This is a genomic window from Streptomyces sp. NBC_00984 (assembly GCF_045162475.1).
Lineage (GTDB): Bacteria > Actinomycetota > Actinomycetes > Streptomycetales > Streptomycetaceae > Streptomyces.
The window spans coordinates 2,051,848-2,066,956 of sequence record NZ_CP108734.1; the positions used below are offsets into that span (position 1 = coordinate 2,051,848).

Annotated in this window: 9 protein-coding genes; 1 reads left to right on the plus strand and 8 read right to left on the minus strand. The window is 67.4% G+C overall.

The features are described 5' to 3' along the window. Positions 1–68: 68 nt before the first annotated feature. From dxs to ngcE, 8 genes are all read right to left on the minus strand, one after another. Entirely contained in the window at positions 69–1,997 is a 1,929-nt protein-coding gene (dxs, locus tag OG520_RS08880; protein WP_406012807.1) for a 1-deoxy-D-xylulose-5-phosphate synthase, read from the minus strand. Between the two features lie 193 nt (positions 1,998–2,190). After that, positions 2,191–3,549 carry a sugar ABC transporter permease gene (locus OG520_RS08885; protein ID WP_406012808.1) on the minus strand — a complete coding sequence of 453 codons (1,359 nt, stop codon included), beginning with the start codon at positions 3,547–3,549 and terminating at the stop codon, positions 2,191–2,193. Next, the gene (locus OG520_RS08890; RefSeq protein WP_399329256.1) at positions 3,546–4,340 is read right to left on the minus strand and encodes an ATP-binding cassette domain-containing protein; all 795 of its coding nucleotides are present in this window, start codon (positions 4,338–4,340) and stop codon (positions 3,546–3,548) included. Before OG520_RS08890 ends, OG520_RS08885 begins: the two co-directional genes overlap by 4 nt. Before the next feature lie 305 nt (positions 4,341–4,645). Then, a complete protein-coding gene (locus OG520_RS08895; RefSeq protein WP_406012809.1) occupies positions 4,646–5,743 on the minus strand; it encodes a substrate-binding domain-containing protein in 1,098 nt (365 codons plus the stop codon). Between the two features lie 122 nt (positions 5,744–5,865). Continuing rightward, on the minus strand, positions 5,866–7,065 hold the full coding sequence (locus tag OG520_RS08900) for an ROK family protein (RefSeq protein ID WP_385328148.1): 1,200 nt from the start codon (positions 7,063–7,065) through the stop codon (positions 5,866–5,868). Between the two features lie 189 nt (positions 7,066–7,254). Then, positions 7,255–8,172, minus strand: coding sequence for a carbohydrate ABC transporter permease (locus OG520_RS08905; RefSeq protein WP_266428265.1), 918 nt, complete (start codon positions 8,170–8,172; stop codon positions 7,255–7,257). A gap of 91 nt (positions 8,173–8,263) precedes the next feature. Further along, a complete protein-coding gene (locus OG520_RS08910) occupies positions 8,264–9,187 on the minus strand; it encodes a carbohydrate ABC transporter permease (RefSeq protein WP_406012810.1) in 924 nt (307 codons plus the stop codon). Between the two features lie 50 nt (positions 9,188–9,237). After that, positions 9,238–10,686 (minus strand): N-acetylglucosamine/diacetylchitobiose ABC transporter substrate-binding protein, encoded by a 1,449-nt coding sequence (ngcE, locus tag OG520_RS08915; RefSeq protein ID WP_406012811.1) that lies wholly within the window; start codon positions 10,684–10,686, stop codon positions 9,238–9,240. 500 nt (positions 10,687–11,186) lie between these two features. On the opposite strand from ngcE, the gene OG520_RS08920 reads away from it, so the two are divergent. Beyond that, a complete protein-coding gene (locus OG520_RS08920; protein ID WP_406012812.1) occupies positions 11,187–15,038 on the plus strand; it encodes a GH92 family glycosyl hydrolase in 3,852 nt (1,283 codons plus the stop codon). Positions 15,039–15,109 lie beyond the last annotated feature (71 nt).

Here is a 15,109-nt window from a genome sequence, read left to right on the forward strand (position 1 = left end):
CCCGACCGGCCCATCGGCCGTATCGCCGCGGCGGACCCTTGGGCCTGATCCGAACGCGAAGTCCCAGGTCAGTCCCGGGCGGGCTCGATCACGGAGCGGGTGTCGGCGCCGCTCCCGAAGCGGCCGTCCAGCTTGGCCACGAGGCCGGTGGCCTGACGGGCGATGTCCGGCGCGGTCAGCCCGATCTCGGCCATGACCTCCTTGCGGGAGGCGTGGTCGAGGAAGCGCGGCGGGATGCCGAAGTCACGCAGTGGTACGTCGACCCCGGCGTCGCGCAGTGCCTGGGAGACGGCGGAGCCGACGCCGCCGGCCCGGCTGTTGTCCTCGACGGTGACGACGACCCGGTGCTGCTCGGCGAGCGGGGCCATGGCCTCGTCGACCGGCTTGACCCAGCGCGGGTCGACGACGGTCGTCGAGATGCCCTGGGCCTCCAGCAGTTCGGCGATCTCCAGGCACATCGGGGCGAGCGCGCCGACGGAGACCAGGAGGACGTCCGGCCGGGTGGTGCCGGGCTCGCGCAGCACGTCCATGCCGCCGACCCGGCCGAGGGCCTTGACCGCCGGGCCGACCGCGCCCTTGGAGAAGCGGACCACGGTCGGTGCGTCGTCGACCTCGACGGCCTCGCGGAGCTGGGCGCGGACCTGATCGGCGTCGCGCGGGGCGGCGATCCGGAGCGTGGGCACGCACTGCAGGATCGACATGTCCCACATGCCGTTGTGCGAGGCGCCGTCGGTGCCGGTGACCCCGGCCCGGTCCAGGACGAAGGTCACACCGCACTTGTGCAGTGCGACATCCATCAGGACCTGGTCGAAGGCGCGGTTGAGGAAGGTGGCGTACACCGCGAAGACGGGGTGCAGTCCGCCGGTGGCGAGGCCGGCCGCGGAGACCGCGCCGTGCTGCTCGGCGATGCCGACATCGTAGATCCGGTCCGGGAAGGCCTTCTCGAACTTGGTCAGGCCGACCGGCTGGAGCATGGCCGCGGTGATCGCGACGATGTCCTCGCGCTCCTTGCCGAGCTTGACCATCTCCTCGCCGAAGACGGAGGTCCAGTCGAGACCCGAGGTGGCGACCGGGAGGCCGGTGTCGGGGTGGATCTTGCCGACGGCGTGGAAGCGGTCGGCCTCGTCGAGCAGGGCGGGGGTGTAGCCGCGGCCCTTCTCGGTGAGGCAGTGCACGATGACGGGTCCGCCGAAGCGCTTGGCGCGCTGGAGCGCCGACTCCAGGGCCTCCATGTCGTGGCCGTCGATCGGGCCGACGTACTTCAGGCCGAGGTCCTCGAACATGCCCTGCGGGGCGATGAAGTCCTTCAGCCCCTTCTTGGCCCCGTGCAGGGTCTCGTACAGTGGCCGGCCGACGACGGGGGTGCGCTCCAGGATGTCCTTGCCGCGGGCCAGGAATCGCTCGTAGCCGTCGGTGGTGCGCAGCGTCGCGAGGTGGTTGGCGAGGCCGCCGATGGTCGGCGCGTAGGAGCGCTCGTTGTCGTTGACGACGATGACGAGCGGGCGGTCCTTGGCGGCGGCGATGTTGTTCAGCGCCTCCCAGGCCATGCCGCCGGTGAGGGCTCCGTCACCGATGACCGCGACGACGTGGTCGTCCTTGCCCAGCACCTCGTTGGCCTTGGCGAGGCCGTCGGCCCAGCCGAGCACCGTGGAGGCGTGCGAGTTCTCGATGATGTCGTGCTCGGACTCGGCCCGGGAGGGGTAGCCGGAGAGACCGCCCTTGCTCTTGAGCTTCGAGAAGTCCTGGCGGCCGGTGAGGAGCTTGTGCACATAGCTCTGGTGACCGGTGTCGAACAGCACCTTGTCCCTCGGCGAGTCGAAGACCCGGTGCAGGGCGATGGTCAGTTCGACCACGCCCAGGTTGGGGCCGAGGTGGCCGCCGGTCTTCGATACGGCGTCGACCAGGAAGGTCCGGATCTCTTCGGCGAGCTGTTCCAGCTGCTCGGGAGTGAGCCGGTCCAGGTCACGCGGTCCACCGATGCGGGTCAGCAGGGCCACCCGTGCCTCCTTGCGTCTTGAGCTGGTCGAGCATGCCGATCCGATGAGTCTAATGTTCCGTCCGGGCTCGCGGGCATCGGGCATGGAGAGTGCTGTCACACCCCCTGTCCCGCACCCGGCCGTGCCCGGCGCCCGGTCCGGGGCGCCGGGCACTGGACCGGGCGGGCGTGGTATGTACGCGCGTGCCGCGGTCCTACGCGCGGCCCGCGGTCTTCTGGGTACGGCGGGAGACCGAGTCGATGACCACGGCGGCCAGCAGCACCGCGCCGGTGATCATGTACTGGATGGCGTTGGCCATACCGATCATGTTCAGACCCTGCTGGATCGACTGGATCACGATCATGCCGAGCAGCGCGGACCAGACCTTGCCCCGGCCTCCGAAGAGGCTGGTGCCGCCGATGACGGCGGCCGCGATGACCAGCATCAGGGTGTTGCCGCTGCCGACGCTCTTGGTGGCGCCGCCGGAGAGGCTGGCGATGAAGAGTCCGCCGAAGGCGCCCAGCATTCCGGAGAGCGCGAAGACGGTGATCCGGATCCGGTCGACGTCGATACCGGCGCGGCGTGCCGCCTCCGGGTTGCCGCCCACCGCGAAGACCTGGCGGCCGAAGGTGGTCCGGCGGGCCACGAAGTCCGCGATGACCAGCACGGCGAGGAAGAGCACCAGGGCCAGCGGCAGGCCGCGGGCGCCGGAGGGCTCGTTCAGCACGTACGCGACGGCGAAGCACAGGACGGCGACGACGCCCGTACGGAGCAGGATCTCGGTGCTCGGACGGGCCGGCAGGCCCGCGGCCCCGCGGCGCCGACTGTCCAGCAGGAGCGACCCGGCGTAGGCGAGGACGGCGACCAGGGCGACACTGTACGCGACGGCCTTGTCCTCGAAGAAGTAGTTGGTGAGGTTCTCGACGATGCTGCCGGACGGCGTGTTGATCGAGCCCTCACCGCCCATCATCCACTCCTGCAGACCGCTCCAGCCGAGGAAACCGGCCAGGGTGACGACGAAGGCCGGCACCCCGATCTTGGCGAAGAAGAAGCCGTGCAGCGCGCCGAGCACCATGCCGGAGAGCACCGCGACGACGACCGCCGTCCAGTCGTTCCAGCCGTGGTTGACGTTGAGCACGGCCCAGACGGCCGCGCCGACACCGGCGACCGAGCCGACGGACAGGTCGATCTCACCGAGCAGCAGCACGAAGACGATGCCGACCGCCATGATGCCGAGGCCGGAGCTGTAGACGGCGACGTTGGCGATGGAGCTGGCGGAGAGGAAGTTGCTGTTCTGGAGCTGGAAGACGATCGCGATGACGATCAGGCCGACGAAGACCGGCAGTGATCCGAGTTCGCCGCCGCGCACCTTGCGGGTGAATTCGGTCCAGTAGCCCGCGAAGCCCTCCTCGCGGACGAGCAGGCGCGGGTCCACCGCGGGTACGGGCGCCGCCGACGGCTCGACCGCCGCGGCAGCAGACTTCCCGGTTGCGGGCTTCTCGGTGGAAACCTTGGAGGTCTTGGGGGACTCGGGGGTCTTGGGGGACTCGGGGGTCTTGGCGAGGTCGCTCACTTCGCGTCCTCCTTCGTGGCTGTGCGGGCCTGACGGCGCGTGACGGCGTTGTCGGTGGCACCGGTGATCGCGGAGATGATCTCCTCGTGGGACGTGGTCGCCACGTCGAAGACTCCGTTGTTGCGGCCCAGCCGCAGCACCGCCACCTTGTCGGCAACGGCGCGCACGTCGGCCATGTTGTGGCTGATGAGGATGACGCCGTGGCCGCGCTCGCGCAGCCGCTCGACGAGGTCGAGGACCTGGGCGGTCTGTTCCACGCCGAGGGCGGCGGTCGGCTCGTCGAGGATGACGACCTCGGGGTCACCGATCAGGGCGCGGGCGATGGCCACGACCTGGCGCTGACCGCCGGAGAGCGAGGCGACCGGGATACGGACGCTGGGTATCCGGATGGACAGGGTGTCCAGCAGTTCCTTGGCGCGCTTCTCCATCGCGATCTCGTCGAGTACAGAGGCCTTGCGCAGTTCGCTGCCGAGGAAGAGGTTGGCGACCACATCGAGGTTGTCGCAGAGGGCCAAGTCCTGGTAGACGGTGGCGACTCCGAGGTCCTGGGCGTCGTTGGGCCGGTTGATCCGGACCGTCCTGCCCTCCCACTCGATGGCGCCTTCGTCGATCGGGTGGACACCCGAAATGGTCTTGACCAGGGTCGACTTGCCGGCGCCGTTGTCGCCGACCAGGGCGACCACTTCGCCGGAATGAATCTCCAGGTCCACATCGGTGAGCGCCTGGACGGCGCCGAACCGCTTGGAGATTCCGCGCAACGCCAGCACGGGCGTAGCGGACACGTGAATCATCTCCTTCGCCGCCTGACCGGCGGGGATGGTGCTGCTGAGCACAGGGGGGCGGTGCCGGTCACCGGGCCGCCGGGAAGGCCGGAACGTCTCCGAGGTCCGCCTCGGTACGTCGTCGCCGGGGGACGACCACGCGCCGAGACGTGTACCGGGAAAGGGCTCTGTGCCGGCCGGGGCCTCTGGGTGCGCCCCGGAGGGCGGCCGCCTGCGGTGACCGGGACCGGTGAGAAGTCCGGCGCCCGCCCCTGCTGCGGGGCATTGACGGGGCGGGTGCCGGACCGGATCGGGTGACGCCTGCCGACGGCGGATTACTTGATGCCGGCTGCGTCGCAGGCCGCCTTGTACTGGGCGGTGCAGATCTCCTCGACCTTGTAGACCTTGTCCGCGACGATCGTGGAGGCGATGTTCTCCTTGGTCACGACCGAGGCGTCGTACAGCTTCGACGGGGTGCCCTTGAACTCTCCGGAGATGCTGTCGACCTTGACCGGGGCCAGGTCGTCGATCTTCTCGCCCTTGAGCAGCCTGACGGCGATCTCGGCGGTGGTCTCGGCCTCCGGCTTGATCTGCTTGTAGATCGAGAAGGCCTGCTCGCCCGTGATGATGCGCTGCAGACCGGCGAGCTCGGAGTCCTGACCGCCGACCGGGATCTTCACACCCTGCTTCTTCAGGGCCGTGATGATGCCGCCGGCCATGCCGTCGTTGGCGGAGTAGACGCCCTGGAAGCCGTCCTTGCCCAGGGAGTCGATGGCCGCTCCCATCTTCTTGTTGGCCTCGTCCGCCGACCAGTCCGGGATGTCCTGCTCGTAGACGACCTTCTTGACCTGCTTGTCGAGGACGCTGTGCGCGCCCCTCTTGAAGAAGGGGGCGTTCGGGTCGGTCGGCGAGCCGTTGATCATGACAACGTTGCTGTCCTTGGCCTTGGCGCCCAGCGCCTTGACCAGCGCCTCACCCTGGAGCTGACCGATCTTCTCGTTGTCGTACGACACGTAGGCGGAGATCGGGCCCTCGGCGAGACGGTCGTACGCGACGACCTTGACGTCCTTCTTCGCGGCCTGCTGGACCCAGGACTTCGCGGCCTTGTAGTCGACGGTGTCGAGGATGATGACCTTCACACCCTGCGTGACGAGCGCGTCGAACTGCTTCTTCTGGGTCTCGCTGTCCTGCGCGGCGTTGTTGTACTTGACCTCGCAGTCGGAGCACAGCGCCTTGATCTTCGCCTCCATGATGGGGCGGTCGAACGTCTCGTAGCGCGTGGTCTTGTTCTCCGGCAGGAGCAGGCCGATGGTCTTGCTGTCGCCACCCGTGCCGGAGTCCTTGTCGTCGCCCGCCTTGCCACAGGCGGCGAGGGAGACGGCCATGGAGACTGCGGCCGTGCCTATGACGATGCGTCGCGTCGTTGCGTTCATGCGGGGTTGCCTCCCTGACGAGGCCGCGACGTCGCGGCCGAGGTGGCTGGAAGTCAACTCGGCCGCGACGCCAGCGTCAAGGAGTAAATCCTTAACGAGATGACAACGGTGCCATCCGTTATCTAAGTGAAGGCAGGAGTGGCTTTCGGCAAGGTGCTTTCCAAAAGGGTTGAATCCCCCATCTCGCTGAGCACGAGGGCCAGTGCGCCCAGCACTTCGGCCCGGCTGCCCAGTGCCCCGGGCAGCACCGAGAGCTGCCGGGCGGCGCTCGGAATGGCGTAGCGGGAGACCGAGTCACGGATCGGCGAGAGCACCAACTCGCCCGCCTCGGCGAGCGATCCGCCGAGGACCACCCGGCTGGGATTGAGCAGATTGCAGAGATTGGCGACCCCGCTGCCGATGTGCCGCCCGACGTCCCCGATCACCCGGCGGCAGCCCGGATCGCCGTCGCGGGCCAGCTGGACCACCCGTTCCATGGTGAGATCGGACCCGTGGCTGGGCTGGAGCAGCGGCAGCACGTACCGGGCGGCCGTGAAGGTCTCCAGGCACCCGCGGTTGCCGCAGCGGCACACCGGGCCCGATTCGTCGAGCGTGATGTGCCCGATCTCGCCGGCCGTGCCACCCGGCCCCCGGTAGATGCGCCCGTCGATCACCAGACCGGCGCCGACACCGCTGGCGACCTTGATGTAGGCGAGGTCCTTGACCCCCCGGCCGCTCCCCCAGACCAGCTCGCCGAGCGCGCCGAGGTTGGCGTCGTTGTCGACGTACACCGGCACACCGAGCCGGCCGGCGAGCTCCTTGCTGGGGTTGATGCCCGTCCAGCCCGGCAGGATCGACGTGGAGCCCAGCGTCCCGGACTCCACGTCGATCGGGCCGGGAACACCGAGGCCCACCCCGATCACCTTGTCCGGACTGATCCCGGTCGTCTCGATCAGCCGCCTGACCAGCTGCTCCGCCCGCCCGAACCCCTGCGCGGAGGAGGCGTCGACGTCCAGCGGCTCGGCCTCCTCGGCCAGCACCTGGTGGGCGAGGTTGCCGACCGCCACCCGCAGATGCGTATGGCCGAAGTCGACCCCGATCACGATGCCCGCGTCGCCGCTGAGCGAGACGCTGCGGGCCCGGCGGCCGCCCGCCGAGGTGGGGGTGACCTCGACCGTGCCGCCATCCTTCAATTCACGAACGATATTGGAGACGGTGGCCGCTGACAGGCCGGTGCTCCGTGCGATCTCCGCCTGGGTGAGCGAGCCGGCCATGCGTACCGCGCGCACGACCCGCTCAAGGTTGGCGCGATGCAGAGATGTCTGCGACCCCGGAGTCTCCATCGACTCTCTCACTCCTACCGTTTTCTCTAACATGTGAACTCTAAGCTGAGCGTTTTGCGGTACTCCCCGTCAAGACCTTGAGCGACCGAAGCCCCGGATGGGCACCCGGGACGGCCGTCCCCGTACACGCGAACCGCCCGCCGGCTCATGGCCGACGGGCGGTTCGTGGGTACGGGGACGGTGCGGGCGCTACTTCACCGCACCCGCGGTGAGGCCGGCGACGACCTGGCGCTGGAAGATGATGTAGGCCGCGAGGACCGGCAGCATCGCCATCACCAGACCGGCGAAGAGACCGGACCAGTCACCCTTGTACCCCTGGCTGGTGGCCAGTTCGACCAGGCCCTGGGAGAGCACGCGGTACTTCGGGTCGGTGTTGAGCACCGTCGGCAGCATGTACTGGTTCCACTGCCCCAGGAAGTTGAAGATACCGACGCTGATCAGGCCGGGCTTCGCCATCGGCAGCATCACCTGGAAGAACGTCCGGGTGTGCGAGGCCCCGTCGAGCATCGCCGCTTCCGCCACCGAGCTCGGCAGCGTCCGGAAGAACGAGGTGAGGAAGAAGACGGTGAACGGCAGCGAGTACGCGATGTAGACCAGGATCAGTCCGTGCCGCGTGTTCAGCAGGCCCATGTTGTTCATGACGAAGAACAGCGGGACCAGCGCCAGGATGATCGGGAAGCTCATCCCGCCGATGAACAGGTAGTAGATGAAGCGGTTGCCGGGAAAGTCGAACCGCGCCAGCACGTACGCCGCCATCGACCCCAGCAGCAGGGTGCCGACGAGCGAACAGCCGACCACCACGACGGTGTTGAAGAAGTAGTCACTCATGTGCGCCTGGCTCCAGGCGCGCGACCAGTTCTCGAAGTGCAGCTTGTCGGGCAGCGCCCACGGCGTCGACAGGATCGAGTCGTCGGTCTTGAAGGACGCCATCACCGCCCACAGCAGCGGCATGACGACCAGGATCGCCCAGATGATCAGCACACCGTGCGAGAAGACGTTGAGGACCTGACCCTCACTGCTCTTCTCCTTGGCGGCCGGTGCGGGCGCCTTGGCCACCGGGGCCGGGTCCGCGGCCGGGGCCGCGGGAGGGGTGTCAGTCGTCTTCACGTGTACTCACCTCGTACTGTCGAGCCGGACACGGAGGCCGACCTGTGGTGCCTGCTGGGGGTCCGGGGATCGTCTCCCGGGAATCGCAGCATCAGAACTCCAGCCGATCGCGCCGGCCCAGTCGCATCACGATGGCGGCGAAGGCCAGGGTGACGATGAGCAGTCCGACACCGATCGTCGTCGCGTAGCCGGCCTGCCCGTCGCGGAAGGCCGTCTGGTACACGTACAGCGGCAGGACCGTGGTCGAGTAGTCGGGACCACCGGGGCCCACGGTCATGACCTGTACGGCGGTGAACGCCTCGACGCCGAGGGCCAGGATCCCCATGTAGACCCAGCCCGACTGCACCGTGTCCCAGAGCAGCGGAAGGGTGATCCGGAAGAACGTGGTGAAGCGGTTGGCGCCGTCGAGAAGCGCCGCCTCGTAGAAGTCCTTCGGGATGGACGCCATTCCGGCCGAGAACAGCACGACGAAGAATCCGACCGTCGACCAGACCAGCACCGACATGACGCAGACCAGCGCGAGGCTCGGGTCGCCCAGCCAGTCCGGCTGAATGGAACCCAGACCGATCGTCTTCAGTGTCGAATTCAGCATCCCGCTGGTGGGGTTGAAAGCGAACTGGAAGAGCAGGGCCACGATGACGATCGAGAGCACCTGCGGGAAGAAGTAGGCGATCTTGTAGAAACCCGAGCCGCGCACGCCGGAGACCGCGGCGTTCTTGCGCCGTCGGCCCCCGACATTGAGCATGAAGGCGAAGAAGAGTGCCAGGCCCAGCGTCACCAACGGCAGCAGCAGCACAAGCAACACGCTGTGCTGCAACGACTTCCAGAAGATGTCGTCCTTCAGCATCTTCGTGTAGTTACTGAACCCGACCATCTTGAAGTCCGGGCTCAGGCCGGTCCAGTCCGTGAACGAGTAGTAGATGGACTGGATGAACGGCCAAATGACGAAGACCGCGTACAGCGCGAGTGGGACCACCAAGAATCCCACGATGAAACGGTACTTGCCGTGCTGCATCGTTTACCGACCCCGATCTTTCCGCGGGTGCCGCCGCTGGTGACGGTTGCTCACTGGTGCTTGTAGTGCTTGATGGACTGGTCCTTGGCCGCCGCGTCGGCGAAGGCCTGGATCTTCTTGATGGCTTCCGCCGGGGTGGCGCGGCCGGCCATCATCTCGCCGATACCGGCGACACCGATCTGCTCCTTCTGGAGCTTCACGTACCAGTCCTGCATACGCGGGTTCACCACGTTGTCGCCGGCCTTCTTCAGCGAGTCGACGCCGGACTGCATGGCGGTCGACAGGGTCAGACCGTCGGTGCCGCCGTTGAACGCGCTGAGCGACTTGACCTGCTTGGTGAAGTTCTTCGAGGACTCCTCGGAGAGCATGATGCGCAGCTGCTCCATGCCACCCTCGGGGTTCTTGGCGTTGGCCGGGACGATGAAGGGCTCACCGCCGGAGGCCCAGATGGTGCCGAACGGCAGCTTGTCCGACGAGTCCAGGCCGGACGGCGGCGCGACCATCATCTTGAAGTCCTTGGGCGTGGTCGGCGCGGCCTCGTTCTCCACCCACGAACCGTTCGGGATGAAGAGCGCCTTGCCCTTGGTCCACTCGGTCTGCGACTGGATGTGGGTCAGACCGGGGGTGCCCTTGAGGATGTACCCCTTCTGGTACAGCTCGTAGTACGCCTCGAACGCCGCCTTGACCGCGGGGTCCTTCCAGGCGTTCGGCTCCAGGTTGTCGATCTTGTCGAGAACCTCCCGGCCACCGATCTTGGCGATGAACGGGTAGAGCGAGAACGGCAGGTAGTACGGGTACTTACCGGCGTACGTCCAGCCCGCGATGCCCTGCTTCTTCGCCTTCGCGCAGAGGGCGAGCATGTCGTCCCAGGTCTCGGGGTACTGCGCGTCGAGCTTCTCGAGCGCGGTCTGCGAGTACCAGACGCCGTACACGGTGTACGCGTAGTACATGATCCAGACCGGGTCGCCGTCGAACTGACCCATCTCCAGGACACCGGGGCGCAGCGTGTCGCGGACCTTCTTGCTCGGGTCGTCGATGGACGGGGCGTCCATCAGCGGCGTGAGGTCGAGCAGCTGCTTCTTGCCGACCAGGACACCCATGTCCATCTGCTCGGCGCCGGAGTTGTCGATCAGGTCCGGCGGGGTGCCACCGTTGAAGCGGGGCTGCAGCTGCGACTGGATCTTCTGGGTCGCGACGTGCTTGACCTTCGGAGCCTTCGGGAACGCCGCGTTGTACTTCTTCTCCGCGTCGATCGCGTACTGCTGGCCGAAGCCGCCGTCGAAGATGACCACCTCGAGCGGGGCCGTCTCGTTGACGCCGAGAGGGTTGGCCTTGGTGGCCTTGCCCTTCTCGACCTTCTTGTCGCCGCTGCTGTCGCTGCTCGCGCACGCCGACAGGAAGCCCATCGTCGGAACGCTGATCAGGCCGAGTGCGGCCGATCGCTTGATCACATCGCGACGGCCAAGGCCCTCATTCTTGTGGGCGGAGGTGGATCCCATGCTCAAGTCCTCGCCTTCTCCAGGACTCAGGCGGTGTGTACCGGTCGCCCGTCGATATTCGCCTCAGGCGAAGGGCCCCGCCACCGCGGTCAGTTGCGCTTGGGTAGTGCTGATTTCAGGCTAGCCATGTGCAGTGGGGGGCTCAGGGGGAGCAGGCATCGGATGCACCCGTCGTGCCGTCCTCGGCCGTTCCCCCTTGTCCCCCTTGCCCGCGTCGCCGAAACGGCTGTGCAGACGCCGACAGGTATAGTCCACTCACGGCCGACTGAGCAAGATCGAATGCGAGTTTGAGCAGCACTCTTTCCCGAGTTGAGACCTTGCAGATACATGGCCCCCGCACGCTCCTGGCCCGGGTGTAACGATTTCCGCATTCCGGTCGATTCGGCTTGCCATTCACACCCAACACCCTTGACACATCGCGGCACTTGGCTCCCTACTGGACCTTGCGCATCTCTCTGACAACGTTGTCCAGGTGCACTCCTCGGGAGGAATGGCTCGACATGCAGCCCCGACATGGTTCTCGCAAGAGACAAAGCCGTACGGCCGCACTGATCGCGGCTTCACTGGTCCTGGTCGTGACCGCCCCCACCGCGGCCGCCGCGCAGTCGGCCGGTACGCGCGAAAAGGGCCGGACCCCCTCGGGGGACCGGACATTCAGCTCGTCCTTCGAAACGGATGAAAAGCAGCCGGACTGGCGCAACACCGTAGAAGAGGGCCCCGATGGTAAGAAGCGGTCATCGGGTGTCGATGGCGGCTTCTCCGCAGGAATACCGGGCAATATCACCGACAAGGTGACGGACGTCCGCGCCAGCGGCGAGAACACCGGCGGCGGGGAGGTGAAGGAGAACCTGATCGACGGGGAGCCCGGCACCAAGTGGCTGGCCTTCGAACCCACCGGCTGGGCCGAGTTCGATCTCGACGAACCGGTCAAGGTCGTGACCTACGCGCTGACTTCGGCCAATGACCACGCCGAGCGCGACCCGAAGGACTGGACCCTGCAGGGCTCCACCGACGGCAAGAAATGGAAGGACCTCGACTCCCGGACCGGTCAGACCTTCGCCGAGCGGTTCCAGACGAAGTCGTACGATTTCACATCTGACACGGCATACCAGCACTACCGCCTCCAGATCACGAAGAACAACGGCGCCTCCGACGCCACCCAGCTCGCCGACGTCCAGTTCTCCGACGGCGACACCTCGGTCCCGGCCCCCGCCGAGATGCGCAGCCAGACCGATCGCGGCCCCTCCGGCTCCCCCACCGCGAAGGCGGGCGCGGGCTTCACCGGGAAGAAGGCCCTGCGATACGCCGGTACGCACAAGGCGGACGGCCGGGCGTACTCGTACAACAAGGTCTTCGACGTGAACACGGCTGTCACCCGTGACACCTCACTGTCCTATCTGGTCTATCCCCAGATGGGCGAGACCGACCTCTCCTACCCGGCGACGCATGTCGCGGTGGACCTGGCGTTCACGGACGGCACGTATCTGAGCGATCTGCGGGCCTCCGACAGCAACGGCGGCCTGCTGACCCCGCAGGGCCAGGCCGATGCCAAGCGGCTGTACGTCAACCAGTGGAACAAGGTCGAGTCGACGATCGGCACGGTCGCGGCGGGCAAGACCGTGGACCGGATCCTGGTGGCGTACGACTCCCCCAAGGGAACGGCGAAGTTCCAGGGCTGGATCGACGACATCGAGATCGCCCCGAAGACGCCCGAGAAGCGCCGCTCCCACCTCTCCGACTACGCGTCGACGGTCCGCGGCACCAACTCCAGCGGTGGTTTCTCCCGGGGCAACAACTTTCCCGCCACCGCGGTCCCGAACGGCTTCAACTTCTGGACCCCGGTCACCAACGCCGGATCCACGAGCTGGCTGTACAACTACGCGCGGGGCAACAACGACGACAACCTGCCCACCCTCCAGGCCTTCAGCGCCAGCCATGAACCGAGCCCCTGGATGGGCGACCGGCAGACCTTCCAGCTGATGCCGTCGGCGGTCTCCGGCACCCCGGACGCCTCCCGCACGGCGCGTGCGCTGCCGTTCCACCACGAGAACGAGACGGCGAAGCCGCACTACTACGGTGTGACATTCGACAACGGCCTCAAGGCCGAGATGACGCCGTCCGACCACGCGGCCCGGATGCGGTTCACCTACCCCGGTGACGACGCGAGCATCGTCTTCGACAACGTCTCCAACGACGGCGGGCTCACCCTCGACCCGGGGACCAGCTCCTTCACCGGCTTCTCCGACGTCAAGAGCGGCGGCTCGACCGGCGCCACCCGCCTCTTCGTGTACGGCGTCTTCGACGCCCCGGTCACCGCGAGCGGCAAGCTGTCCGGCGGCGGTGGCGACGACGTCACGGGCTACCTCCGCTTCGACGCCGGCAAGGACCGCACGGTCGGCCTGCGGCTGGCCACCTCGCTGATCAGCATCGACCAGGCCAAGCGGAACCTCGCCGCCGAGATCCCTGCCTCGCGCTCCTTCGGCCGCGTCGAGGACCGGGCGCAGCGGGCCTGGGACGACATCCTGGGCAAGGTGGAGGTCGAGGGTGCCACGGCCGATCAGCTGACCACCCTCTACTCCAGCCTGTACCGGCTGTACCTGTATCCGAACTCGGGCTTCGAGAAGGTCGACGGCAAGGACAAGTACGCCAGCCCCTTCTCCCCGCAGGTCGGCTCCGACACGCCGACGCACACCGGGGCGGAGATCGTCGACGGCAAGGTGTACGTCAACAACGGCTTCTGGGACACCTACCGGACGACGTGGCCGGCGTACTCCCTCCTCACTCCGGACAGGGCCGGCGAGATGGTGGACGGCTTCGTCCAGCAGTACAAGGACGGCGGCTGGATCTCCCGCTGGTCCTCCCCCGGCTACTCCGACCTGATGACCGGCACCTCCTCGGACGTCGCGTTCGCGGACGCCTACGTCAAGGGCGTGAAGTTCGACGCGGCGGCGGCGTACGACGCGGCGCTGAAGAACGCCACGGTGGTCCCGCCGTCCTCGGGCGTCGGCCGCAAGGGCATGGCGACGTCCCCGTTCGTCGGCTACGCCGACACCTCGACGCACGAGGGCCTGTCCTGGTCGCTGGAGGGCTACCTCAACGACTACGGCATCGCGCAGATGGGGCGGGCTCTCTACAAGAAGACGAAGAAGGCCCGGTACAAGGAGGAGTCCGAGTACTTCCGGAACCGCGCCCGCAACTACGTCCAGCTCTTCGACGACAAGGCCGGCTTCTTCCAGGGCAAGGACGCCGGGGGCGACTGGCGGCTCCCGTCGGAGAAGTACGACCCCCGGGTCTGGGGCTACGACTACACGGAGACGAACGGCTGGGGGTACGCGTTCACGGCCCCGCAGGACAGCCGCGGTCTGGCGAACCTGTACGGCGGCCGGGACGGCCTCGCGAAGAAGCTCGACACGTACTTCGCCACTCCGGAGACGGCCGGCCCCGAGTTCGTCGGTTCGTACGGCGGTGTCATCCACGAGATGACGGAGGCGCGTGACGTACGGATGGGGCAGTACGGCCACAGCAACCAGGTCGCGCACCATGTCACATATATGTACGACGCGGCCTCGCAGCCCTGGAAGGCGCAGGAGAAGGTCCGCGAGGTCCTGAGCCGGCTCTACACGGGCAGTGACATCGGGCAGGGCTACCACGGCGACGAGGACAACGGCGAGCAGTCGGCCTGGTACCTCTTCTCCTCGCTCGGCTTCTACCCGCTGGTCATGGGCAGTGGCGAGTACGCGATCGGCTCCCCGCTCTTCAAGAAGACCACGGTCCATCTGGAGAACGGCCACGACCTGGTCGTCAGGGCGCCGAAGAACAGCGCGAAGAACATCTATGTGCAGGGCCTGAGGGTCAACGGCAAGAAGTGGACCTCGACTTCGCTGCCGCACGACCTGCTGGCCAAGGGCGGTGTGCTGGACTTCGACATGGGCCCGAAGCCGTCGTCGTGGGGCACCGGCAAGGACGCGGCGCCGACCTCGATCACCACGGACGACAAGGTGGCGTCGCCGCAGGCGGACGTGCTGAAGGGCGACGGCGCCCTGTTCGACAACACGTCGGCCACCTCGGCGAAGGTCACCACGGTGGACCTGCCGGTCTCCTCGGCCACGGAGGCGGTCCGGTACACACTGACATCGGACAAGGCGGCCGGGGCGCCGGCCGGCTGGGTCCTCCAGGGCTCGTCGGACGGCACCACCTGGCAGGACCTCGACAAGCGGTCGGCCGAGTCCTTCGCCTGGGACAAGCAGACGAGGGTGTTCTCCGTGGGCCGGCCGGGCTCGTACGCGCACTACCGTCTGGTGTTCGCCGGTGACGGTGAAAGCACGCTCGCGGAACTGGAGTTGCTCTCCTGATCCGTGTCGCACCCGCGTCACGGCCGACGGCCGGTACCCCTGCCCGGGGTGCCGGCCGTCGGTCCGCTTCC